Origin of the sequence: Actinopolymorpha pittospori, from assembly GCF_014873875.1 — a bacterium.
In the GTDB taxonomy this organism is placed as follows: Bacteria; Actinomycetota; Actinomycetes; order Propionibacteriales; family Actinopolymorphaceae; genus Actinopolymorpha; species Actinopolymorpha pittospori.
Map to the genome: position 1 here is coordinate 4661841 of NZ_JADBEM010000001.1, position 24088 is coordinate 4685928.

The 24088-nt window shown below is 71.1% G+C and carries 21 protein-coding genes and 1 riboswitch; of the genes, 10 read left to right on the top strand and 11 right to left on the bottom strand.

Features of this window, described 5'->3' with window-relative positions; genetic code table 11:
* Window positions 1–26: 26 nt before the first annotated feature.
* Together HEB94_RS21990 and HEB94_RS21995 are read right to left on the bottom strand one after the other, a co-directional pair.
* Complete coding sequence (locus HEB94_RS21990; RefSeq protein WP_192751643.1) at window positions 27–2075, bottom strand: heavy metal translocating P-type ATPase; 2049 nt, start codon at window positions 2073–2075, stop codon at window positions 27–29.
* Entirely contained in the window at window positions 2068–2559 is a 492-nt protein-coding gene (locus HEB94_RS21995; RefSeq protein ID WP_192751644.1) for a MerR family transcriptional regulator, read from the bottom strand. Before HEB94_RS21995 ends, HEB94_RS21990 begins: the two co-directional genes overlap by 8 nt.
* An 81-nt stretch (window positions 2560–2640) precedes the next feature.
* On the opposite strand from HEB94_RS21995, the gene HEB94_RS22000 reads away from it, so the two are divergent.
* The 3 genes from HEB94_RS22000 to HEB94_RS22010 all read left to right on the top strand — a co-directional run bounded on the left by HEB94_RS22000 (window position 2641) and on the right by HEB94_RS22010 (window position 6368).
* Window positions 2641–3807: an acyl-CoA dehydrogenase family protein gene (locus HEB94_RS22000; RefSeq protein WP_192751645.1), complete on the top strand. Its 1167-nt coding sequence runs from the start codon at window positions 2641–2643 to the stop codon at window positions 3805–3807.
* A gap of 54 nt (window positions 3808–3861) precedes the next feature.
* Window positions 3862–5430, top strand: a complete 1569-nt coding sequence (locus HEB94_RS22005; RefSeq protein WP_192751646.1) for an acyl-CoA carboxylase subunit beta — start codon at window positions 3862–3864, stop codon at window positions 5428–5430.
* Between the two features lie 107 nt (window positions 5431–5537).
* Window positions 5538–6368 (top strand): GNAT family N-acetyltransferase, encoded by an 831-nt coding sequence (locus HEB94_RS22010; protein WP_202896475.1) that lies wholly within the window; start codon window positions 5538–5540, stop codon window positions 6366–6368.
* Window positions 6369–6427: 59 nt separating this feature from the next.
* Here the strand turns inward: HEB94_RS22010 and HEB94_RS22015 are convergent, their stop codons facing one another.
* Window positions 6428–7384 (bottom strand): SDR family NAD(P)-dependent oxidoreductase, encoded by a 957-nt coding sequence (locus tag HEB94_RS22015; RefSeq protein ID WP_192751648.1) that lies wholly within the window; start codon window positions 7382–7384, stop codon window positions 6428–6430.
* Window positions 7385–7540: 156 nt separating this feature from the next.
* On the opposite strand from HEB94_RS22015, the gene HEB94_RS22020 reads away from it, so the two are divergent.
* The 5 genes from HEB94_RS22020 to HEB94_RS22040 all read left to right on the top strand — a co-directional run bounded on the left by HEB94_RS22020 (window position 7541) and on the right by HEB94_RS22040 (window position 13114).
* Window positions 7541–8122, top strand: coding sequence for an SbtR family transcriptional regulator (locus HEB94_RS22020; RefSeq protein WP_192751649.1), 582 nt, complete (start codon window positions 7541–7543; stop codon window positions 8120–8122).
* Window positions 8123–8313: 191 nt separating this feature from the next.
* Window positions 8314–9126, top strand: a complete 813-nt coding sequence (locus HEB94_RS22025) for a sugar phosphate isomerase/epimerase family protein (RefSeq protein ID WP_192751650.1) — start codon at window positions 8314–8316, stop codon at window positions 9124–9126.
* A 98-nt stretch (window positions 9127–9224) separates the two neighbouring features.
* Entirely contained in the window at window positions 9225–10085 is an 861-nt protein-coding gene (locus tag HEB94_RS22030; RefSeq protein ID WP_192751651.1) for a fumarylacetoacetate hydrolase family protein, read from the top strand.
* A gap of 42 nt (window positions 10086–10127) precedes the next feature.
* Window positions 10128–10880: an SDR family oxidoreductase gene (locus HEB94_RS22035; RefSeq protein WP_192751652.1), complete on the top strand. Its 753-nt coding sequence runs from the start codon at window positions 10128–10130 to the stop codon at window positions 10878–10880.
* 65 nt (window positions 10881–10945) lie between these two features.
* Window positions 10946–13114 carry an alpha-galactosidase gene (locus tag HEB94_RS22040; RefSeq protein WP_192751653.1) on the top strand — a complete coding sequence of 723 codons (2169 nt, stop codon included), beginning with the start codon at window positions 10946–10948 and terminating at the stop codon, window positions 13112–13114.
* An 8-nt stretch (window positions 13115–13122) separates the two neighbouring features.
* On the opposite strand, the gene HEB94_RS22045 is transcribed toward HEB94_RS22040, so the two are convergent.
* Window positions 13123–13749 (bottom strand): Maf family protein, encoded by a 627-nt coding sequence (locus HEB94_RS22045; RefSeq protein WP_337917893.1) that lies wholly within the window; start codon window positions 13747–13749, stop codon window positions 13123–13125.
* 163 nt (window positions 13750–13912) lie between these two features.
* Here HEB94_RS22045 and HEB94_RS22050 point away from each other — a divergent pair, with 163 nt between their 5' ends.
* Window positions 13913–15244: an ADP-ribosylglycohydrolase family protein gene (locus tag HEB94_RS22050; RefSeq protein WP_202896477.1), complete on the top strand. Its 1332-nt coding sequence runs from the start codon at window positions 13913–13915 to the stop codon at window positions 15242–15244.
* A 78-nt stretch (window positions 15245–15322) separates the two neighbouring features.
* On the opposite strand, the gene HEB94_RS22055 is transcribed toward HEB94_RS22050, so the two are convergent.
* Both HEB94_RS22055 and metE read right to left on the bottom strand, forming a co-directional pair.
* The gene (locus tag HEB94_RS22055) at window positions 15323–16192 is read right to left on the bottom strand and encodes a helix-turn-helix transcriptional regulator (RefSeq protein WP_192751654.1); all 870 of its coding nucleotides are present in this window, start codon (window positions 16190–16192) and stop codon (window positions 15323–15325) included.
* A gap of 127 nt (window positions 16193–16319) precedes the next feature.
* Window positions 16320–18629 carry a 5-methyltetrahydropteroyltriglutamate--homocysteine S-methyltransferase gene (gene metE / locus HEB94_RS22060; protein ID WP_238361593.1) on the bottom strand — a complete coding sequence of 770 codons (2310 nt, stop codon included), beginning with the start codon at window positions 18627–18629 and terminating at the stop codon, window positions 16320–16322.
* A gap of 122 nt (window positions 18630–18751) precedes the next feature.
* Window positions 18752–18989: riboswitch (cobalamin riboswitch) on the bottom strand.
* A gap of 142 nt (window positions 18990–19131) precedes the next feature.
* Here metE and dgoD point away from each other — a divergent pair.
* Window positions 19132–20277 (top strand): galactonate dehydratase, encoded by a 1146-nt coding sequence (gene dgoD / locus HEB94_RS22065; RefSeq protein ID WP_192751655.1) that lies wholly within the window; start codon window positions 19132–19134, stop codon window positions 20275–20277.
* 53 nt (window positions 20278–20330) lie between these two features.
* On the opposite strand, the gene HEB94_RS22070 is transcribed toward dgoD, so the two are convergent.
* From HEB94_RS22070 to HEB94_RS22090, 5 genes are all read right to left on the bottom strand, one after another.
* On the bottom strand, window positions 20331–20516 hold the full coding sequence (locus HEB94_RS22070; RefSeq protein WP_192751656.1) for a hypothetical protein: 186 nt from the start codon (window positions 20514–20516) through the stop codon (window positions 20331–20333).
* A gap of 131 nt (window positions 20517–20647) precedes the next feature.
* On the bottom strand, window positions 20648–21439 hold the full coding sequence (locus HEB94_RS22075; RefSeq protein ID WP_192751657.1) for a hypothetical protein: 792 nt from the start codon (window positions 21437–21439) through the stop codon (window positions 20648–20650).
* A gap of 7 nt (window positions 21440–21446) precedes the next feature.
* The gene (locus HEB94_RS22080) at window positions 21447–21761 is read right to left on the bottom strand and encodes a hypothetical protein (protein ID WP_192751658.1); all 315 of its coding nucleotides are present in this window, start codon (window positions 21759–21761) and stop codon (window positions 21447–21449) included.
* Between the two features lie 179 nt (window positions 21762–21940).
* Window positions 21941–23614 carry a DUF885 domain-containing protein gene (locus HEB94_RS22085; protein ID WP_192751659.1) on the bottom strand — a complete coding sequence of 558 codons (1674 nt, stop codon included), beginning with the start codon at window positions 23612–23614 and terminating at the stop codon, window positions 21941–21943.
* A gap of 147 nt (window positions 23615–23761) precedes the next feature.
* On the bottom strand, window positions 23762–24046 hold the full coding sequence (locus HEB94_RS22090; protein WP_192751660.1) for an acyl-CoA carboxylase subunit epsilon: 285 nt from the start codon (window positions 24044–24046) through the stop codon (window positions 23762–23764).
* Between the last annotated feature and the right edge of the window lie 42 nt (window positions 24047–24088).

The following is a 24088-nucleotide window of genomic DNA, read 5'->3' on the forward strand; positions in this document are numbered from 1 at the left end:
GACCAGGGTGCGGAGCCGACGCGCCCCTACGGCGACAGTCGGACGCCGCGGATCATCTGGGCGTTCAGCGCCACCACGATGGTCGAGAGTGACATGAGGACCGCGGCCAGCGCGGGACTGAGGGAGAGACCGGCCCAGGCGAGGACGCCGGCGGCGAGGGGGATCGCCACGACGTTGTAACCGGCCGCCCACCCGAGGTTCTCGACCATCTTGCGGTACGACACCCGCGAGAGCCGGATGATGCCGGCGACCGCACGCGGGTCCGACCTGCCGAGGACCACGTCGGCCGACTCGATCGCGACGTCCGTACCGGCACCGATCGCGATGCCGACGTCGGCGCGGGCGAGTGCGGGCGCGTCGTTCACGCCGTCCCCCACCATGGCCACCGCGTGGCCGCGCGCCTGCAGGCTCGCCACCACCCGCTCCTTGTCCGCGGGCAGAACCTCGGCGAACACCTCGTCCACCCCGGGACGGAACCCGAGGTCGGCGGCGACCGCCTCCGCGACCGCTCGGGCGTCGCCGGTGATCATCGCGACGGTGCGGACGCCGAGCGCGCGGAGTTCGTCGATCGCCGCGCGCGCCTCGGGCCGGATCTCGTCCTCCAGGGCGAGCGCCCCCAGGACGCGGGCCGGTTCGGACTCACCGGCACGCAGGACGAACAGGACGGCGGCGCCGCGAGCTTCCCACGGCCCGGTCGCCGCGCGGAGGTCCTCGGGCAGCGTGGCGTCCAGTTCGCGCAGCAGGGCCGGCCCTCCGACGGCGTACGTGTCACCGTCAACCCGAGCTTGCACGCCGCGTCCGGGCAGGGAGCGAAAGTCACGCGCCCGGGTTGGCTCGCCCTGCTCCGCGGCCCGGGCGAGGATCGCCTGGGCGAGCGGGTGTTCGCTGTCGGCCTCGACCGCGGCGGCCACCTGGAGGACGTCGGTGCCCTCGGTGCTGCCGGCGCTGCCGGTGCCGTTGGTGCCTGCCACGGGAATCACCGCGACCAGCCGGTGCCGTCCCATCGTCAGGGTCCCCGTCTTGTCGAATAGCACGGTGTCCACCCGACGCATCCGCTCCAGCGCCAACCTGCTCTTGACGAGGATCCCGGCCCGCGAGGCGACCGCCGTCGACAGCGAGATCACCAGGGGGATCGCGAGCCCGAGCGCGTGCGGACAGGCGATCACCAGGACGGTCACCGTCCGCACGACGGAATCGTCGAGGCGGCCCAGCAGCCACCACACGACGAAGGTGATCGCGCCCGCGGTGAGTGCGACATAGAACAGCAGGGCGGCGAACCTGTCGGCCAGAGCCTGGGCGCGCCCACCGGATGCCTGCGCCTCCGCCACCATCCGGGCGATGCCGGCGAGGGCGGTGTCCTCGCCGACCGCCTCGATCCTGACCCGGATCGCGGAGTCGGTGGCGACGGTGCCGCCGACCACCCTGTCGCCGGAGCCCTTGACCACCGGGCGGGACTCCCCGGTGATCATCGACTCGTCGACCTCGGCGGCGCCCTCGATCACCCGACCGTCCGCGGGAACCCGCGCACCGGGGCGGACGAGAACGACGTCGCCGACCCGCAGCACGCCCACGGGGACGCGTGCGACATCTCCGTCGGTCACGCGCTCGGCGTCGTCGGGCAGCAACGAGGCGAGTGCCGCGAGGGCGTCCTGCGCCTGGCCGATCGCCTTCATCTCCTGCCAGTGTCCGAGCAGCATGATGGTGATGAGGGCCGCCAGCTCCCACCAGAACTCCAGGTGCAGCAGGCCGAAGCTGCTCAACAGCGAGGCGGCGTACGCGACGACGATCGCCATCGTGATCAGCAACATCATGCCCGGTCTACGGTCGCGGACCTCCGCGAGCGCGCCGCGCAGGAACGGCCAGCCGCCGTAGCAGAACACGACCGTGCCGAGGACGGGAGCCACCCAGCCGATACCCGGGAAGTCGAGGGAGTAGGCGAACCAGCGCATCACCGTCCCGCTGGTCACCACGATCGGAACCGTCAGGGCGAGGCTGACCCAGAACTTCCGGCGGAACGCCTCCGGATCATGACCCGCGTGCCGGTCGTGCCCACGACCGGCGGTGTGCTCAGCCATCGCGCCGGCCGAGCCGCTGGGTTCTTCTGGTCGCGTTCGGCTTCTCCTTCGCTGTGCGGGCGGCTCGTTCCTCGCCGACCGCTCCGCTCACTCGCTCGCCGAGCCGCTTCAGGTCCTCGCGGCAGCGTGCCTCCACCTCGTCCAGCTCGCGCAGGGTCGTGTCGATGTCGTCCCGGCGCTGCTCCAAGTCCGTGCGGCGCACCACGATCTGGTCCAACAGGTAGCGCAGCTGGCCGACCTCACCCGGCTCCGCGTCGTACATGTCGATGATCGTGGCGATCTCACCGAGGGAGAAGCCCAGCCTCCTCCCGCGCAGCACGAGGCCGAGCCGGACGTGGTCGCGCGCCCCGAAGACCCGCTGGTTGCCGCGGCGCTCCGGGCGCAGAAGTCCTTTGTCCTCGTAAAAGCGAATCGTCCGCAACGTCACGGCGTACTCCTCGGCGAGCTGTGTGATGGTCCAGGTCCGGGGTACGGCTTCAGGCATTCGTGGTCCCTTGCGGAGGTCCGGGAGGGAGGCTTACGTTTACGTAAGCGTAAGCCGGCTCGTGAGTTGGCGGGGGTGGAGATGACGTTCGAACTTTCTCCTGAGCATCAGAGTTTCCGCGCGGTCGTCGCCGAGTTCGCCGCCGCCGAGATCGCGCCACACGCCGCGAAGTGGGACGAGGCGCACGCGCTTCCGGTGGAGGCCGTCACGGCCATGGGCAAGCTCGGGCTGTTCGGGTTGGTGGTGCCCGAGGAGTACGGCGGCACGGGCGGCGACTTCACCAGCCTGTGCGTGGCGATCGAGGAGATCGGCCGCGTCGACCAGTCGCTCGGGCTCACCCTCGAGGCGGCCGTCGGGCTCGGGATCGGCCCGATCCTGGCGTGGGGTACGCCGGAGCAGAAGCGCCGCTGGCTGCCCGACCTGGCGTCCGGCGCGGCCCTCGCGGGTTTCGGGCTCACCGAGGCGGAGGCGGGCTCGGACGCCGGCGCGACCAGGACCCGCGCCGTCCTCGAGGGGGACGAGTGGGTGATCAACGGCGCCAAGCAGTTCATCACGAACTCCGGTACGCCGCTGACCTCCCTCGTCACCGTCACCGCCCGCACCGGCCAGGCCGAGGACGGGACCGCCGAGATCTCCGCGATCGTCGTACCCGCCGGGACACCCGGCTTCACCGTCGAGCCCTCCTACCGCAAGCTCGGCTGGCACGCGTCCGACACGCATCCCCTGACCTTCCAGGACTGCCGGGTGCCGGCCGGGCATCTGCTCGGTGAGCGCGGTGCGGGCTTCCGGCAGTTCCTCGCCATCCTCGACGAGGGGCGGATCGCCATCGCGGCGCTGGCGACCGGGCTCGCGCAAGGCTGCCTTGACGAGGCCACGGCCTACGCCACGTCGCGTACGGCGTTCGGCAAGCCCATCGGCGCGAAGCAGGGTGTGGCGTTCCAGCTCGCCGACCTGCGCGTCGCGGTCGAGGCGAGCAGACTGCTCACCTACAAGGCCGCGGCCATGAAGGACGCCGGGCGGCCCAGGGCGGAGCTGAAGGAAGCGGCAGCGATGGCAAAGCTCTTCGCGAGCGAGGCGGCGGTCAGCGCCACCCGCACCGCGACGCAGGTCTTCGGCGGTTACGGATTCATGGAGGAGTATCCCGTCGCGCGCTTCTACCGGGACGCGAAGATACTGGAGATCGGCGAAGGGACCAGTGAGATCCAGCGCCTGGTGATCGCCCGCGCGCTGGGCCTCCCGGTGGAGTGAGCGCTTACCCGCGCCGCGGGTGAGGACGCGAGGCCGAGCGTGAGAGGCGAGCGCATGCAGCAGGACCAGGAGCGGGTGGTCGGGACGGTGCCGTCCCCGGTGCCCCACGCGGTGGCCGCCGCTGCCGCCCGAGAAGCCACCCTGCGCCCGTCGGAGAAGGGCGCGGCCAAGCTCGCCAGCCAGTCGAAGCTGTACGTCCGCGACCGCATCTCGCTGCTGGTCGACGACGGCACCTTCGTCGAGGACGGCCAACTCGCCAACAATCTCGCCGACGACCTGCCCGCCGACGGTGTGGTCACCGGCCGGGCTCTGGTCGAGGGGCGGCCGGTGCTCGTGGTCGCCAACGACCCCACCGTCAAGGCCGGTTCGTGGGGCGCGCGGACGGTCGAGAAGATCGTCCGGATCACCGAGGTGGCGCTGCGCGACGAGCTGCCGATCTTCTGGCTCATCGACTCGGCCGGCGCCCGGATCACCGACCAGATCGAGCTGTTCCCCGGACGTCGGGGCGCGGGGCGGATCTTCGCCAACCAGGTGGCCCTGTCGGGAAAGGTCGCCCAGATCTGTTGCCTGTTCGGGCCCTCGGCAGCCGGCGGCGCCTACATCCCCTCGTTCTGCGACATCGTGATCATGGTCGAGTCGAACGCCTCGATGTATCTCGGCTCGCCGCGGATGGCGGAGATGGTCGTGGGGGAGAAGGTCTCGCTCGCGGAGATGGGTGGCGCCCGCATGCACGCCTCCGTCTCGGGCTGCGGTGACCTGCTCGCCGCCGACGACGAGGAGGCCGTCGAACTCGCCCGGGCGTACTTCTCCTACCTGCCCTCGACCTGGCGCGAGCAGCCGCCGTCCTACGACGCCCGCCCGCCGGCGCGTAAGTTCACCGCCGACCTGGTGCCGGAGCAGGACAGCGCCGGCTACGACATGCACGTCGTTCTCGACGCGCTGCTCGACGCCGAGACGTTCTTCGAGGTGAAGCCGCTCTTCGCCGCGGAGCTGATCGTGGGCTTCGGCTGCATGGAGGGCCAGGTCGTCGGGATCCTCGCCAACAACCCGGCCGTGAAGGGCGGGGTGCTGTTCGTCGACAGCGCGGACAAGGCGGCCCGGTTCATCTGGTTGTGCGACGCGTTCAACGTGCCGCTCGTCTACCTCGCCGACGTCCCCGGCTTCATGATCGGCAGCGAGGTGGAGCGCCAGGGCATCATCCGGGCCGGCGCGAAGATGATCACGGCGGTGGCCGACGCGACCGTGCCCACCGTCTCGGTGATCGTTCGGAAGGCCTACGGCGCCGGGCTCTACGCGATGTGCGGGCCGGGCTTCTCACCCGACGCCTGCATCGCCCTCCCGACCGCGAAGATCGCCGTCATGGGCCCGGAGGCGGCGATCAACGCCGTCTACTACAACCGGATCGCCCAGATCGCCGACCCGGCCGAGCGGGAGTCCTACGTCGCGCGGCTACGGGAGGACTACGAGCGCGACATCGACATCCTCCGGCTGGCTTCCGACCTGGTGATCGACGCGATCGTGGAGCCGGCCGCGTTGCGGGCCGAGATCGTCGCCCGGCTGGCCGCGGCGCAGACCAAGGACCGCCGTGGCCCGGACAAACGCCGCGGAGTCCCGCCGATGTGAGCGGCCGCCGGGCAGGCGCCGGATATTCGATTGCCCCGGCGTGCGGGCCCCGCGAGGGTGTGGGCGTGCTACGTCACGAGTACGCCGGGCCCGTGGAGTTGAGGTCCATGCAGTCCCTGTCCGAGCGGGTCTCGGCCCGCACCGGATACCGCCTGGTCGGCGACCTGGCGTGGAACTGGTGCCTGTCCCATGACCAGCCGCGGGAGCACCCGACCGCCGTGTGGACCGACGGCGCAGGGGGCGAGGTGCTGGCCTGGGGATGGCTGGAGCTTCCCGACGGGCTGATGCTGCAGGTCGACCCCGGCCATCCCGCCCTCGCCGGGGAGGTGCTCGCCTGGGCGGAGGGCATCGCTCCCGGTGTGCTGAACGTCGAGGTCTGCCAGACCGAGACGGTGCTGGTGGACGCGCTCGTGCGCCGGGGCTATGCACCCAAGGACGGGCCGTTCATGGTCTGCCTCGGCCGTTCGCTGGCGACGCCGCCGGAGAAGGTGGAGCTACCGCCCGGATACCTCCTGCGGGGTCTGGACGGTCCGGAGGACGTCGAACGCCGAGCTGCCGTCCACCGCGCGGCGTTCGGATCCACCCGGGTGACCGGTGCCCGGCACGCGCGGATGATGCGGACCTGGCCCTACGATCCCGGCTTCGACCTGGTCGTGGAGGCGCCCGACGGCGAGTTCGCCGCCTACTGCCAGGGCTGGTACGACCAGGTCAACCGGACCGGCGAGTTCGAACCCGTCGGTACGCATCCCGACCATCGGCGACGTGGTCTGAGCAGGGCGGTGTGCGTCGCGGTTCTGCACGCGTTCGCCGCCGCCGGTGGCGAACGGGCGGTCGTCTACGCCAGGGGCGACGACGCCTACCCGGTGCCCAAGCGGCTCTACGAATCGATGGGCTTCACGGTTCGGGCGCGGACGCTGACCTACACCCGTCCGGTGTGATCGTCGTACCGACCTGACCCCGCCCGCTCGGCGGCCGCCGGGTCGAGCGCGGCCGCCGGTCAGCTCGCGAGCATCTCGAGCGACACGTCCCAGAGTCGCTCGGCGGCCGCCGGGTCGAGCGCGTGTGCGGCGACCCCGCTGGGCTCGATCGATTCGTCGGCGGGGTCGTACGGCAGGGCCTCCTGGCAGTTCTCGAAGTAACGGCCACCGATGCCCTCCAGGAGCGGCGACGCGGCGAGCAGAACCGAGGTCGCCGCGCCCTGCTCAGGACTCCGCCACGGATAGATGTCGAAGATCCTCCTGGTCTCGGCGGACATCGCCGGGCCTTCCTGGTGCTGCTGCAGCTTGGTACGGATACCACCCGGATAGAGGGCGTTGGCGGTGATCCCGTCGCCGGCCCACCTTCTGCTCGCCTCGACGGCGAAGAGCACGTTGGCGGTCTTGGACTGGCCGTATGCCAGCCATGGGTCGTACGCACGGCGTTCGAAGTGGATGTCGTCGAAGACGACCGGGGAGCGCCGGTGCGCATTGGAGCTCACCGACACGATGCGGGCGTTGCCGGCGGCGGTCAGGGCACCGTGCAGGCCCAGGGCGAGTCCGAAGTGTCCGAGGTGGTTGGTGGCGAACTGGAGTTCCCAACCCTCGGGCGTACGGTGCGGCTCCGGCAGGGCCATGACGCCGGCGTTGTTGACCAGAATGTGCAGCGGGCCCTGCCAGGCCGCCGTGAACGCCGCGACGGAAGCCCGGTCGGCCAGGTCCAACGCGGCGACGAGGACGCTGCCGTTGCCGGTGCTGGCGGAGATCTCCGCCGCGACGCGCTCGCCGGCGGCGGTGTCGCGGACGGCGAGGGTCACCTCGGCACCGGCCCTGGCGAGGGCCCGGGCGGTCTCGACGCCGATGCCGGACGCACCTCCGGTCACGACGGCCCGCCTGCCGGTCAGGTCGATGCCCGCGACGACCTCCTCGGCGGTGGACTCTCGGCGAAACGGTGTGGTGACGCGAGCACTGCTGGTCATGATGATCCTGTTCTCGGGCGCCGGTGGACGGCACGGGCTATTCTCTAACCGGAGGACCCTCCGGTCGCCTCCTGCCGTAACCGGAGGAGGCTCCGATTGGCAACCTGGGCGAGAGACGGACGAGGATCGGGCCACCCGGCCGACGGAGGAGATCACGTGGGACAGGCCACCAGCCGGCCACTGCGGGCCGACGCGCAACGGAATCGGGACGCGCTGCTCGCCGCGGCCGTGCGGCTGTTCTCCGAGCAGGGCCTCGGCGCGACCCTCGACGCGATCGCCAAGGAGGCCGGCGTCGGGATCGGCACGCTGTACCGGCACTTCCCGACCCGTGAGGCGCTGATCGAGGCGGCGTACCGCAACGAACTCCAGGCCGTGTGCGACGCGGCGGCCGACCTGCTCACCTCGGCACCGCCGGGGGAGGCACTCCGGACCTGGATGGACCGCTTCATCGACTACATGACCACCAAGCTCGGCATGGCCGAGGCGCTGCGCGCGGTGATCGCCTCGGGCGGAAACCCTTATGCGCAGAGCCGGGCGCTGTTGGTCACCTCGATCGAGTCCCTGCTCGAAGCGGCCGCCGCGGGCGGCGCGATCCGCTCCGACGTCGACGCCGACGACGTCCTCATCGGCCTGAGTGGCGTGGCGCTCGCCGCCGGCGAACCCACCCAGCGAGCCCAGGCCGGGCGGCTCCTCGACCTGCTCATGGACGGCCTGCGCCACCGCTCGCCCGCGGGCTGACCGGGGGGCCCGGGCAGGGCCGCGGTCTGGAACCGTCCAGGTCCGAGCAGGTGGTGTCAACCCCACCTGGCGTCCTGTCGCGGACGCCACGTCTCAGGCACTGGGACGGTGCATGTGCTCCGAGGGTGCTGCGGCAGGATGGGCGGGACTGTCGAAACTCATCCTGCTTCACCACAACGGAGCGTGAACCTATGGCGACACCCCTCGCCCTGCAGTTGTACACCGTGCGCAACGCGCTTGCCGCCGACCGGGGCGCTGCCCTCGCTCGGGCCGCGGAGCAGGGCTTCCGGGCCGTCGAGGCGTTCGGTATCGGTAGCCCGCAGCGTGACGCCGCCGAGCGTCTGGCCGACGCGCGCGAGTTCCGGGCACAGCTCGACGCCAACGGCCTGAAGGTCATCGCGGTGCACGGATCGGTCTCGGCCGCGGACGACGCAGAGGCGGTGTACGACGAGCTGGAGGTTCTCGGCACCGACCGGCTGATCGCCGCCGTGCCGGGCGCCGTCGCCGGAGTGGGTGGCGGCATGGGCAACGAGGCGCTCGCCACCGCTGACGGGGTGAAGCTGCTGGCCGAAGGCCTCAACGCCGCCGCGGAGAAGGCGTCCGCTCGTGGCGTCCACATCGGCTACCACAACCACGACTTCGAGTGGAAGCCCGTCGAGAACGGCACGCCCGCCTACGACGTGCTGGTCGGCCACCTCGACCCGCGCGTCTTCCTGGAGGTCGACGTCTACTGGGCGAAGACCGCCGGTCAGGACCCCGCGCAGGTCGTCAGCTCCTACGTCGACCGCGTCTTCACCCTCCACGTGAAGGACGGCCCGGCCGTCCGCGGCGAGCTGCAGACGTCGGTCGGCCAGGGTGTCGTCGACAACCCGGCCGCGATCGCCGCCGGTGCGAACGTGGGCTACCACATCATCGAACTCGACGAGGCGCCCGGCGACCCGTTCGACGTGTCGCGCGCCGGTGCCGAGTGGCTCGTCGAGCACGGTTACTCCACCTGGGCCTGAGGCTCGTCGCCCGAGGTGGGCGGGGCGGTCCACGCCCCGCCCACCTCAGGCACGTACTCAGCCAGGTACTTCAGGCACGTCTACAAGGAGGCATGTAGGTGCAGCTACTGCGTTTGGGTGCCGCGGGCGAGGAGCGTCCCGCCGTACGAACCGACGACGGTCGGATCCTCGACCTGTCGTCACTGACGAAGGACATCGACGGGAGCTTCCTCGCGGGCGGCGGGATCGCCACCGTGCGGGAAGCGGTTGCTTCCAACCGGCTCCCGCAGATCGAGGACGCCGGTGACGGCTCCGGGCTCCGCGTCGGGTCTCCGATCGCCCGGCCGGGTGCGGTGTTGTGCATCGGCCAGAACTACGCCGCCCACGCGGCCGAGTCGGGCTCCCCGCCGCCGAAGACCCCGATCCTCTTCTTCAAGCACCCCAACACCGTCGTCGGTCCCTACGACGAGGTGCCGATCCCGCGCGGTTCGACCAAGACCGACTGGGAGGTCGAGCTCGGTGTGGTGATCGGGAAGACCGCGAAGTACCTCGAGTCCGTCGAGGTCGCCCTCGACTACGTCGCCGGCTACGTCGTCTCCAACGACGTGTCCGAGCGGGCCTTCCAGCTGGAGGAGTCCGGTGGCCAGTGGTCGAAGGGCAAGAGCGCCGAGGCGTTCAACCCGCTCGGTCCGTGGCTGGTGCCCGCCGAGGAGGTCCAGCCGCAGGAGCTGCGGCTCGCCACGACCATCAACGGCGAGACCCGGCAGGACTCCGTCACCGCGGACATGATCTTCGGGGTCGCCTTCCTCGTCTGGCACCTGTCGCAGTACCTCGTGCTCGAGCCGGGTGATCTCATCAACACCGGTACGCCGCAGGGTGTGGCGATGTCCGGGCGTTTCCCCTACCTCAAGTCGGGAGACGTCATGGAACTCGAGATCGCCGGCCTCGGCCAGCAGCGCCAGCGGTTGGTGCAGGCATGAGCCACCCGCGCAGCCACCTCACGACGAAGGGGGCCGGGCGCCGTGGCTGAGTTCGAGGGCCTCGTCGCCGCGGTCACCGGCGGGGCCTCCGGGATCGGCCTCGCCACGGCGCAGTTGCTGGCCGAGCGGGGCGCCAAGGTCGCCTGCCTGGACCTGAAGGCCGACGCCGTACCCGCCCCACTCACCGGCGTGGCCTGCGACGTCACCGACGACGCCTCGGTCCGCGCGGCCATCGACACGGTGGTCGAGCGCCTCGGCCGGCTGGACATCCTCGTCAACAACGCGGGGATCGGCGCCCAGGGCACCGTGGCCGATCACGACGACGACGAATGGCACCGGGTGTTCGACGTCAACGTCGTCGGGATCGCGCGGGTCAGCCGGGCCGCGCTGCCGCAGCTTCGGAAGTCCCCGTCACCCGCGATCGTCAACACCTGTTCGGTCGCGGCCACCGCCGGCATCCCGCAACGCGCCCTTTACAGCGCGTCGAAAGGTGCGGTCCGGGCGCTGACCTTCGCGATGGCCGCCGACCACATCGTCGACGGCATCCGGGTCAACTGCGTCAACCCTGGTACGGCCGACACGCCGTGGGTCGGCCGGTTGCTCGACAAGGCCGACGACCCGGTCGCCGAACGCAAGGCGCTCGAGGCACGCCAGCCGATGGGCCGGCTGGTCTCCGCGCAGGAGGTGGCGCAGGCGATCGCCTACCTCGCCTCACCGGCGGCAGGGGCGAGCAGCGGTGTGGAGCTCTTCGTCGACGGCGGGATGCAGAACCTCCGCCTCCGCCCGCGTACCTGACCCACGTTCGAGGACACCACCCGGCGCCGCCGCTCGCGCGGAGGTGTGAGCCGAACGGAGTACCGATGACCCGGATCGAGTACGACCCAGCCCACAAGGTCTGGTTGTTCACGACGCCGAACACCTCGTACGCCGTTCATCTCACCGCCGAGGAGGAGGTGGCGCATCTGCACTGGGGTGCGCCGATCCACCTGTCCGACGCGATCCACCTTGCCGACACGGCGATTCCGACCCGACGTCGTACGGCGGAGACGCCGCTCGACGGCACCGAGGAGTACCCCGTGGAGGGCGGGCTGCGCTACGGCCGGCCCGCCCTCTCGGTCCGCTTCGGCGATGAGGTCCGCGGCATCGAGTGGCACCTCGACGGGTCGGAGATCCTCACCGAGGGCAACGCGAGCGAGCTCTGGTTGCGCTTCCACGACCGGGTTTACCCGCTCGAGATCACCCTGCACTACCGGGTCTATGAGGACAGCGACGTCCTCGAGCGCTGGGTCGAGATCACGCACCGAGGCGCGGGCACGGTGGGTGACACCTCCGCGAGCGCCGACGACCTGCAAGGCTCAGTTGACATCCTCACCGCCCACTCGGCGGCCTGGGTGATCCCGTTCCGGGACGACTACCGGCTCAGCCACCTGCACGGCCACTGGGGCGGTGAGACCCGGCTCGAACGCGTACCGCTCTCGCCGGCGTCGTCGTTCACGATCGGCAGCCGTACCGGCGTCACCGGACACTTCACCAATCCGTGGTTCGCCGTCGACGACGCGACCGCCGCCGAGGAGCAGGGCGAGGTCTGGAGCGGCGCGCTCGCCTGGAGCGGTACGTGGCAGCTGGTGGCCCAGCGCTTCGCCAACGGCCGGGCCCAGGTCGTCGGTGGCTTCGGGCACGACGGCTTCGCGACCTGGCTGCTACGGCCGGGGGAGACCCTCACCACTCCGGTGTTCGCGGGCCTCTACTCCGCACACGGGTTCGGCGCCGCGAGCCGTGAGTGGCACACCTACCAGCTCCGGCACGTACTCCCGAACGCCGGCGAGCTGCGCCCGGTGCTCTACAACTCCTGGGAAGCGACGCACTTCGACATCGACGAGCACAACCAGAAGGCCATCGCGCGCGTCGCCGCCGACCTCGGCGTCGAGCTGTTCGTGATGGACGACGGTTGGTTCGGTCAGCGGGTCGACGACCGCGCCGGCCTCGGCGACTGGCAGCCCAACCCGAAACGGTTCCCGAACGGTCTCACGCCGCTGGTGGACGAGGTGCACCGCCTCGGCATGCGCTTCGGGATCTGGGTCGAGCCGGAGATGGTCAACCCCGACAGTGACCTCTACCGCGAGCACCCGGACTGGGTTTACCACTACCCGACCCGGGCCCGGTCGGAGTCCCGCAACCAGCTGGTCCTCAACGTCGCCCGCCCCGACGTCGCGGCCTGGATGTACGACTGGCTCGACGAGCTGCTCGGCAAGCACGGGATCGACTACGTGAAGTGGGACATGAACCGGCCGATCAGCCAACCCGGCTGGCCGGGCGAACCCGACAACCCGGGGCGAGTCTGGATCGAGCACGTGCGCAACGTGTATGACATCCTCGACCGGCTGCGCCGGGCCCACCCAGGCGTCGCGTTCGAGTCCTGTGCGGGCGGCGGCGGACGAGTCGACCTCGGCATCCTCGCCCGCACCGACATGGTGTGGACGAGCGACAACACCGACGCCTACGACCGGCTCGCCATCCAGGACGGCTTCACCCAGGTCTACGCCCCGCGGGTGATGTCGGCGTGGGTCACCGACAGTCCCAACTCCATGAACCGCCGGACCTACTCCGTGCGGTACCGGTTCCACTCCGCCATGGCCGGTCTGCTCGGCCTCGGCGGCAACCTGCTGGAGTGGTCACCGGAGGAGCTCGCGGAGGCGCGGGAGCTGGTCGCGGCGTACAAGCGGATCCGGCCGGTGGTCCAGCACGGCCTGCTCCACCGGCTGCTGCCGCCGGAGCACGAAGAGCTCACCGCGGTCGAGTACGTCGCCCGGGACGGTTCGGAGGCGGTCGTGCTCGCGTTCGCGCACGCTCGTCGGTTCGGCGCCGACAGCCCGCCCCTGCGGCTGCGCGGGCTGGACCTGTCGGGGCACTACCGCGACGCCGAGAGCGGACGGGTCGGGAGCGGCGCAGTGCTCACCCACCACGGCCTGTCGCTGCCGCTGCGCGGCGATCTCGACAGTTGCCTCATCCACCTCCTCCGCGAGGACTGAGCGACCCGCTAGCGGGGGCGGTTCCAGAGATCGGGCCAGAAAACGCCGAGCTCGCCCAGCAGCCTGCGCAGCAGCGGCAGGGACACGCCGACGACATTGTGGTGATCACCATCGACCCGCTCCACGAAGGCACCACCGAGGCCGTCGATCGTGAACGCGCCGGCCACCTCCAGCGGCTCCCCGGTCGCGACGTACGCCTCGACCTCGGCATCGCTGAGCTCGGCGAACCGCACGCCCGTCGACGCGGCCGCCTCGACCATCCGTCCGGTATCGGTCTGAACGACGCAGTGGCCGGTGTGGAGCACCCCGGCGCCTCCCCGCATCCGCCGCCAGCGTTTGAGCGCTTCGTCGACAGTGCCCGGTTTGCCCAGGACCTCACCGCCGAACTCCAACACCGAGTCGCAGCCTAGGACGAGCGCGGATTCGCCTTCCAGCTGGGCGCTGACGGCCTGCGCCTTGCGGCGCGCGAGGACCAGGGCGTGCTCGGCGGCACCGCTGACGTCTCCGACGTCGTTCTCGTCGACACCGGAGACGATGACCTCGGGTTCGATCCCGGCAGCACGGAGGGTGACCAGCCGCGCCGGGGACCTGGAGGCCAGGACGAACCTCCTGCTCGCTTGCACCACTTCCTTCACGCGCGCATCCTACGAAAGTCCCACGGGCGTCCTCCTGATGCCGGCCGCCCCTGTCCTTCCCGCCGGATAGTGTCTCGGCGGCCGGCCCCGTGATCATCCGGAGCAATCGCCGCGCCGCCTGACCAGTCCGAGCCCATCGGCATCTGTGAGGAGATCTGTGGCAATGGAGTACTCCAGCCTCCCGACCGTCCTCGAACACGAGCTCGCGCAGCGACGCGAATCGGGGTACGACGTGACCGGAGTGGAGGCGCGACTCGACGGACCGGTGGCCCAGACGCCTCCCGCGACGGCCCGCGCCCTGCTCGACGAGCTCGACGGGTTGGAGCGCGCGCCCGACTGGCCCTACATCGAGCCGTCCACGCTGCCGGAGATCGTCGCGGAGCTGCCCAACGTCCCGCCCGCCGACCGACCGATCGGCTCGGCCGAACTCCGCGACCGGATCGAGGCCGCCTGGCTCGGTCGCTGCGCGGGCAACTGCCTCGGCAAACCCGTCGAACGCGGCGACTACTGGACCCACGAGCGGCTGCGCAGCTACCTCGAACTCTCCGGCAACTACCCGATCAGGGACTACGTGAGCCGGCTCGACCCGATGCCGGAGGGGTTCGTCCTGCGCTCCTGTTGGACCGAGACGACGAAGGGGCGGGTGCGTTACGCCCCGCGGGACGACGACCTCGACTACACCCTGCTCGGGCTCCACCTGCTGGAGAGCCGCGGCTTCGACTTCACCCCGGCAGACGTGGGCGCCGAGTGGCAGTTGCGCCTGCCCTACCACCTCACCTACACCGCGGAGCGGGTCACCTACCGCAACCTCGTCCGCGGCGTCGAGCCGGAGCGGGCCGCCGTCGTCGACAACCCCTACCGCGAATGGATCGGCGCCCAGATCCGGGGTGACGTCTTCGGCTACGTGTGCGCGGGCCGGCCGCGGGAGGCCGCGCTCCTGGCGTTCCAGGACGCTTCACTGTCCCACGTCGCCAACGGCATCTACGGCGAGATGTGGGCGGCCGCGCTGGTGGCCGCGGCATTCAGCGCCGGCTCGCTGCGGGAGGCCGTGGAGGAGTCACTGCTGCACGTTCCGCAGCGCTCCCGGCTGGCGGAGGCGCTGCGCTGGGCGGTCGAGATCCGCGACGTCAAGGACGACTGGCACGACGCGCTCGCCCAGCTCGACGAGCGGTACGGGCACTATCACTGGGTCCACACGATCAACAACGCGGCGGCTTGCGTGCTCGCCCTGTTGTACGCCGACGACGACTACAGCAGCGCCATCGGGCTCACCGTGCAGGCTGGCCTTGACACTGACTCCAACGGCGCGACGGTCGGCTCGGTGGCGGGCGCGTTCGCCGGCCGGGGTGGCATCCCGCGGCACTGGACCTCGCCGTTCGGCGACACCCTGCGCAGCGGTCTCTACGGCTTCGACCGCAGCAGCATCCGGGATGTCGCGGCGCGGACCTTCGCGCTGGCCCGCACCTACGCCTCGCGCCGTCCGCGAACCTCCTGACCGCGCCAGGTGCCCGGCGGGCGCCCGCGGCGACGTGCTCGGCCCGGTGGAGGTCGGATGCGCTCGACCGGGTGGAGGTCAGGCGTTCTCGACGATCAGACGGTGGGCGAGAGCAAGCAGTCCGGCGCGGGCCACCGGGGCCAACGGGTCGTCCGCGGTCCGGGTACGGCGGTAGGTGCGTGGGGGTACGCCGTAGGTCGCCCGGAACCTGCGGGAGAAGTGGAACGGGTTGGCGAACCCGCAGGCCGTCGCGACCGCCCCGACGGTGAGGTTGCTGCGCTGGAGGAGGGTGGCCGCGCGCGCGAGCCGGACGAGTTCGACCGCGGCGACCGGGCCGACGGCGTACTCCGACCGAAACACCCGGCTCAGGTGGCCCGGTGACACGCCGGCCGCGTCGGCCAACTCGGCGAGTGGCAGCGGGCGCGCGGGTCCGCTGCGCCAGGTGGCGGCGACGTGGTCGGCGAGCCGGAGGAGATGCAGCGAGAGCGGGGTATGGCCCTCGACGTCGCCCGGCACGGGCCCGCGTACGAACAGGTCCAGCAGCCAGGTCAGCACGTGGGCGGTCCGCGACGGTCCGGGCCGAGGCGTCCCGCTGCCCAGCCAGAGGGCGTATCCGCACAGGGCGGCCATCGGGTCGGCGGGGGACAGGGATCGGGTCAGCGGCCAGTCGTCCGGTGCGCCCAACTCACCGGTGTCGGGCACCCGGAAGTGGACGTAGGCGTGGGTCGACGTCCGGTCGGGATCCCAGCGGAAGTGGTCCCGCATGCCTGGCCGGGCCAGCAGCAGCGTGCCCGGGCGCAGGTCGAGATGGTGCTCGTCGCAGTCCCACCGCGCGCTCCCGCGCAGTAGCCAGACGAACTCGAAGTCGACCAGCGTGCGCGGGCCGAACGTCGTGCGCGGCGGGTACTGAGCGATCTCGGGCCCGGTCCGCAGGACCAGTTGCGTCACGATCAGCCAGGTTAGGGCCTGTCCTTCCGCGCTTCGACCCGGTGACCGCCGCCCCGGCCGGCCGAGGACGGAGTTCGCCCCGGGACACATCCCGGGGAGCCTCGTCCTCGACCGCCGGGGTGGCCCGTCAGCGTGGGTGCGGGGCGGGGTCAGGCGTCGCGGTGTCCCGGACGCGCCGGGCCGCCTCCACCATGTTGCGCAACGCGGGCTCGGCCTCGGCGTAACCACGCGTCTTGAGTCCGCAGTCCGGGTTGACCCACAGCCGGTCCGGGGGGACCGCCTCCAACGCCAGCCGAAGCGACTCCTCGATCTCCTCGACACTTGGCACTCGTGGTGAGTGGATGTCGTAGACGCCGGGCCCGATGCCGCGACGATAGCCGGCTCGGGCCAGGTCGCCGACGAGTTCCATCCGGGACCTCGCCGCCTCGACGCTCGTCACGTCCGCGTCGAGCGCCCCGATGGTGTCGACGATCTCGCCGAACTCCGAGTAGCACATGTGCGAGTGGATCTGCGTATGGTCGGCGACGCCGGACGTGGCCAACCGGAACGCCGCGACCGCCCACTCGACGTAGGCCGGTTGGTCGGCCACGTGCAGGGGCAGCAGCTCCCGCAGCGCCGGCTCGTCGACCTGGATGAAGCGGATGCCGGCCGACTCCAGGTCGTGGATCTCGTCGCGCAACGCGAGGGCGACCTGTGCGGCGGTCTCGGCGAGCGGCTGGTCATCGCGAACGAAGGACCACGCGAGCATGGTGACCGGCCCTGTCAACATCCCCTTGACGGGGTGGCTGGTCCTGGACTGCGCGTACGTCGTCCACTCCACGGTCATGGCTTCTGGTCGGGCGACGTCGCCGTACAGGATCGGCGGCCGGACGTAGCGGGTGCCGTAGGACTGAACCCAGCCGTTGGTGGTGCTGGCGAACCCGGCGAGGCGCTCGGCGAAGTACTGGACCATGTCGTTGCGTTCGGGTTCCCCGTGGACCAGGACGTCCAGTCCGATGTCCTCCTGCAGCGCGATCACCGCGTCGATCTCGGCCCGCATCCGCGCTCGGTAGGTCGGTTCGTCGATCCGGCCCGCGCGGAAGTCGGCACGTGTCCGGCGGATCTCCGCCGTCTGCGGGAAGGAGCCGAGCGTCGTCGTCGGCAGCGCCGGCAGCCGTCCGGCCGTGGCCTGCGTACGAGCGCGCTCGGCGTAGTCGGGTCGAGGTGTGCCCTGGCCCAGGCTGGCGAGCCGCGCCCGGACCCCGCTGTCGACGACGCCCGAGCTCGCCGCGGTCCGCTGTGCCTCCGCCTCGGAGAGTTCGCGCTCGACGGCCTGCCGCCCCTCGCGCAGGGCGCGGCCGAGCAGGACGACCTCGTCCACCTTCTGTCGCGCGAACGCGAGCTGTCCGCGCACACCGGGCGGCAGGTCGTCCTCGAGGTCGAGATCCAGCGGGACGTGAAGGAGCGAGCAGGACGTGCCGACCATCAGCTCACCGACCGACCCGAGCAACGAGCCGGCCGTGGCCAGGGCGCGTGGAAGGTCCGTACGCCACACGTTGCGGCCGTCGACGAGACCGGCCACCACCGTCTTGTCGGAGAGTCCCGCACCGATGACCCGGTCGGCGTCGGCGGCACCCGCGACCAGGTCGAGGGCGACGCCCTCCACGGGCGTGCGGGCGAGGACGGGGAGGGCCTCACCGATGGGGCCGAAGTACGTCGCGACCATGAGTTTCGGCCGATTGGGCACCGCGCCCAGCCGGTCGTAGGCCGCGCCCACCGCGGCGAGTTCCTCCGGTGTACGGTCCGCGGCGAGTGCCGGCTCGTCCAGTTGGACCCACGTCGCGCCCGCCGCCCCGAGCTGCTCCAGCAGGTCCGCGTAGGCCTCGGTGAGCGGGCCGAGCAGATCCAGCGGACGGAAGTCCTTCGGTGCGTCAACCGCCGGTTTCGCGAGCAGCAGGAAGGTCAGTGGGCCGAGCAGCACGGGACGGGTGTCGATGCCGGCCGCGGCCGCCTCGCGGAACTCCCGCACGGGGGCGGCCTGTGCGCGGTCGACGGTGAACGTCGTGTCAGGGCCCAGTTCAGGCACCAGATAGTGGTAGTTCGTGTCGAACCACTTGGTCATCTCCAGCGGTCGCACGTCTTCGGTGCCCCGCGCCATCGCGAAGTAACGGTCGAGTCCGGCGAGTCCGGCGAACCGGTCCGGGATCGCGCCGAACAGCACCGCGTGGTCGAGCACGTGGTCGTAGAGCGAGAAGGTGTGGGAGGGGATGACGTCGATCCCCGCGGCGCGGAGCGTCTCCCAGGTGTCGCGCCGGAGTCGCGCGGCGGTGTCCCGCAGCGCCGTGGCGTCGATCCGGCCGGACCAGTACCCCTCGGTGGCGCGTTTCAGCTCTCGCCGCGCACCGATCCGGGGATAACCGAGAACGGTTGTCTTCACTGTTGCCATGGAGTCAGCCATGGAGTCCTTCCCTCGGGAACTCGTGCTGGTCCCTGAACCTGGAGAAGGCGTGCTGAGGCAGGCGGCACCCGCCGCCGGTCCAGCGCCCTTCCCACGAGGCCACGGACTCTCCGTCCGCCGGGTGGCGAAACGGGCGGTGGGCAGGTCTTCGGACTCGTGGGCGGGCGCTGGTCGACGGATATGCCAACCAGCGGTTTCCTAGTGGCCGTCGCTTCCCAGTCGGCTGATGATGCCGCCCAGTGCGATGTCACGGCGGTCGTTCCCACATACCGCTGCGGGGCAGTCCCGGATTCGCACCGGGTTCCCTCTTGCCTCACCTGGCCGGTTGTGGCCGGGTGAACCAACCGCACTGCCGACCATAGCGCCGCACCTCGGCTGCTGTCCGCAGGTACCCCGTCCCTCCTGCCCATGTCGGCCGCGCTCTGGGACCCTGTCGGCTCCCGCGCTCCGGTAGCGTCACGAGCGCATGCGCGTCCGACATGCCCGTGGAGAGGAGCCGTAGGTGAAGATCACCCGTCTGACGACCTATCTGGTGGCGCCGCGCTGGTGCTTCCTGCGGATCGACACGGACGAGGGCATCACGGGCTGGGGCGAACCCATCGTCGAAGGTCGGGCACACACCGTGGCCACCGCGGTCGACGAGATGGCCGACTACCTCGTCGGACAGGATCCGCTGCGGATCGAGGAGCACTGGCAGGTCCTCAGCAAGGGCGGCTTCTACCGTGGCGGGCCGGTGCTGTCGAGCGCCGTCGCCGGCATCGACCAGGCGTTGTGGGACATCGCCGGCAAGGCGTTCGACGTTCCCGTCTACCAGTTGCTCGGCGGTCACGTCCGCGACCGGATGCGGATCTACGGCTGGATCGGCGGTGACCGGCCCGACGCCGTGGCCGAGGCGGCCAAGAAGATGCAGGACCAGGGCCTCACCGCGATCAAGATGAACGGCGGCGGAGAGATGCGTCGCGTCGACACCGCCGGCCAGAGCATCGCGCTCGCCGAGCGGGTGGCGGCGATCCGCGAGGCCTGCGGACCCGACTTCGACATCGCGATCGACTTCCACGGGCGCTTCACGGTGGCGATGGCGCGTCGCACCCTTCCGCTGCTGGAGCCGTACCTGCCGTTCTTCGTCGAGGAACCGCTCGTCCCGGAGATGAGCGACCACATCGGCGAGATCTGCGCGTCGACGAGCATTCCGATCGCCACCGGTGAGCGGTTGTTCTCCCGCTGGGACTTCAAGAACGTCGTCGGAGCAGGTATCGCCATCGCGCAACCTGACCTTTCGCACGCCGGTGGGATCTCGGAGGTACGTCGGATCGCGTCGATGGCGGAGACCTACGACGTCGCCCTCGCCCCGCACTGCCCCCTCGGGCCGATCGCGCTGGCGGCTTCCCTGCAGGTCGACTTCGCGAGCCCCAACGCGTTGATCCAGGAACAGAGCCTCGGCATTCACTACAACCAGGGCTCGGACCTGCTCGACTACCTCGTGGACACGTCGGTGTTCGGCTTCGCCGACGGCTACGTCGCCCGGCCTACCGGCCCGGGGCTTGGCATCGAGGTGGACGAGAAGGAGGTCGCCCGGGCCGCCGAGGTCGGGCACCGTTGGCGTACGCCGACCTTCCGTCGCGACGACGGCTCCCTGGCGGAGTGGTAGGAGTCGCCCTCCCGCACGACCGTGCCTGACGTCACCTGCCTCAACCGGGTCGGTCACGTCGCGCCGTCCTCGCCACGGAGCGTCTCGAGGTAGCCCTGGGCCAGGGTGACCTGCTCGGCCCGCTCCGCCGCGGAGAGCGCACGGTAGGCACCCACGAAGTGGCCTACGTCGGCGCCGAGTGCCTCGGCGTAGGCGGACGACAGCGCCGCCGCGCACTTCCATCCGGCCCTGCAGGACATCGCGTGCGAAGTCCCGCAGGGCCGGTCGCGTCTCGTCGACGGCGAGCACCTCGAGTGCCGTGTGCAGGAGGCGGGCGCGGGCGGGGTCACCGGCGAAGCGGTGCAGGCGTTCGAAGCTCGTCTCCGTCGCCTCAGAGGCCGCGTCCACGCTCGCTCCAGTCGCTGGTCCGCTGCTCCTGACCGACGGACCAGGCGGGAGGCGGTGTGGGTATGCGCTCGAGGTGCACGAAGGCCTGTGCGACCGCCCCACCGAACCCGAGCACGGCGGCCTCGAGTCCGCTCAACAGGTTGGCGATGGCGGCCCAGAGCCGCAGCATGGTGGCGATCTCCAGCCCGGCGACCGCGGTGCCGGCGGCCGGGCCGACGACGGTGCCCGCCGTGGCACCACCGGCGGCGATCGCGGCCGCGGCGATGATGGCACTGTCGATCAGCGACTGAAGGAGCACCGCGACCCCTCTGGTCGTGTTCCAGGTGAGAAACGACAGCTGTTCGTACTGCTCCGGGCACTGCCGCAGGGCGTGGTCCATCGAGTCGAGGTAGCTCGTGAGGTCCTGGAAGTAGGCGACGGCGCCTTCGGCGGCCACGCCGTCCCAGCTCGCGTCGAGGAGATCGGTCCCGCGCCGCAGGTTCGTCGACATGGCCCGGTGCGCCTCCGCGAGATTGCGCCACAGGTCGACACAACGGGCGAAGGCGTTCCAGTCTCCGGTGAGGTAGGAGGTGATCTCCTGGAACGGGTCGACCCGGAGCGTGCCGTAGACGAGTTCGAGGACCCAGGCCGACGGACTCAGCAGCGACATCACGTCGTCGACCGAGTCCAGCAGGGTGTCGGGATAGCCGTTGATGCCACGGGGAGGGACGAGCAGAGCCTGCGGCTCCACGACGTCCCGGAAGTCGGTGGCGATGTCGTCGGTCTCGGTGTTCATGGCGACCTCAGCCGTGGGCGGACGGCAGGGCCGCCGCGACCCGTTGCTCGGCGTCGCGTTCGGTGCGCCGGTAGTTGGCGGCAGCGGTGTGGAGTTGACCCCGCGCGGCATCGAGGACGCCGGACAGCTCGGTGAGACTCTTGCCGAGCGGACCGCACACCATCCGGTGATGCTGCCGCGCGATCGAGAAGAGCCCGCCGCTGGTCGGCGGGATGTCGGCGTATCTGTGCAGGTGGCGCAACGCCGCCGCGGCGTCGTCGTCGGCGCGGCCGAGCAGGTCCGCGAAGGCGTCGAGGGAGTCGGGTACGACCGCACAGCTCATGGCGTCCTCCAGGTTCGTGTGTGGAGGAGCCTAGGAAGGATCGGACCCGCGAACGCGCTCTCGCTTCGGGCCTGTGGACATCTCCGCCGCTGGCCGTACCTGTGGACAGCGGCGCCGAGGCACGGCCGAGCCCAGCACGTGAGCCCAGCACGTGAGCCCAGCACGTGCCGGGGGAGGCCTCAGAGCTGGGCGAGCGCCTCGCGGAGCGGGTCGAGGCCGAGGGAACCAAGATCGAGCGCGGCCCGGTGGAACTCCTTCAGGTCGAACGACGGGCCCTTGCGGGCTCGGGCGTCCTCGCGGGCGGCGAGCCAGATCCGCTCACCGACCTTGTACGACGGGGCCTGACCGGGCCAGCCGAGGTAGCGGTTGACCTCGAACCTGAGGAAGTCCTCCTCGATCCGAGAGTGGCTCAGGAGAAACTCCAGCGCCACGTCAGGGGTCCAGTGCTCGCCGGATCGCCAGCCGAACGCGTTCGCCGGGATCGGGAAACCAAGGTGCAGGCCCAGGTCGACCACCACGCGGGCCGCCCGGAACGCCTGCGCGTCCAGCATGCCGAGCCTGGCTCCGGGATCGTCGAGGTAGCCGCGCTCCTCCATCAGGCGTTCGGCGTACAGCGCCCATCCCTCGCCGTGGCCGGAGACCCAACACAGCAGGCGCTGCCAGCGGTTGAGGACCTCGGCGCGGACGACGGTCTGCCCCACCTGCAGGTGGTGACCGGGGACGCCCTCGTGGAAGACGGTGGTGACCTCCTTCCAGGTCGAGAAGTTCGTCACGCCCTTCGGCACCGACCACCACATCCGGCCGGGGCGGCTGAAGTCCTCGCTCGGTCCGGTGTAGTAGATCGCGCCCTCGTTGGTGGGGGCGATGCGGCACTCGATGCGGCGGATCTGTTCGGGGATGTCGAAGTGGACGCCGGCCAACTCCTCGATCGTCCGGTCGGCCAGCTCCTGCATCCAGGCGCGGAAGGCCTCCTTGTCGGGAATCCGGCGGGCGGCGTCGGCGTCGAGGGCCGCCACGGCGTCGTCGACGGTGCCGGCGGGAACGATCCGGCCGGCCACCTTCCGCATCTCGGTCTCGATCCGGGTCAGCTCCTCCCAGCCCCACGCGTAGGTCTCCTCCAGGTCGACCGCGGCGCCCAGGAAGTAACGGGAGGCCAGCGCGTAGTGGTCGCGTCCGACCCCGTCGACCTCGCGGCCCTTCGGGGCGAGATCGGTCCGGAGGAAGTGCTCGAAGCCGGCGACCGCCTCGCGGGCCCGGTCGGCGCCGCGGGAAAGGTCGGCGCGCAGCGCCGGTGCGATCCCGGCGTCGACGTCGGCCTGTGCGACGAGGGAGCCGAAGAAGTCGTCCTCGGGCGGGAGCCAGGAACGGCACTGGTCGGCGCATGCCTGCACCTGCCGGCGGGCGGAGACGCGTCCGACCGCGGCGGCCTCGGCGAGGGTGTGCCGGAAGCCGTCCAGTGCCTCGGGGATCCGGGCCAGGCGGGCGGCGATCACCGCCCAGGCCTCCGGCCCCTCGGTCAGCATCAGGTCGAACGCGCCCCGCACGTCCTGGAGCGGGCTGGCGACGACGTTCAGGTCACTGGTGGTGATGCCGGCGTCGTACATCTCGAGTTCGAGCCCGAGCCGCTCACGCATGGCGGCGTTGGCGACGCGCTCGCGGTAGGTCGCGGGTTCGCTCGCCTCGAGTGCCCGGACCGTCGCCCGCGCGAGTTCGGCCCGCGCGGCGAAGCCTTCGGGGGAGTAGTCGGTGAGCTCGTCGTCGTGGCCGGCGATCCCGGCGAACGTCGCGCCGACCGGATCGGCGGCGGCGTGGTCGTCGACGTAGCGGTCAGCGATCTCGTCTGTGCGCCCCATGGGGCGCAAGCCTAATGTCGAAACCTCGAAGTCCCGCCGCGGTGGGGAAAGTAGGTCGTACGACTACTCCGGGCATCCCTGACGTGCCGCGGAGACGATCTTTTCGAGGGGAGCCGCGCCGGGCGGGAGCGGCCTCGAGGCGACCGCTCAGCGGGGGAGCGCGCTGGCGCGCCAGGCGCCGGGGCCGGGGCCGGGGCTCAGCGGTTGACGGGAACGGCGCCAGTAGGCCGCCCATCCTGGTTCGCCGCCACGCCGGTCACGCTGACCACGCTGGTCGCGGGCGGCCGCGGCGGCCCGCTGCTTGGCGGAGATCACCGCGACGAGGGCGGCGAACTCGGCGGGCGTGGGGTTGCCCCTGACGACCCGCAGCAACGGCTCCGACGTGGTCACGTCGGGTCGCTCGCCGGCAGCGACGTTCGGCTCACCCGCCATCTCGTGCCTCTCCGTCCTCGTCGTCGCGTCCCGGTCGTTCCA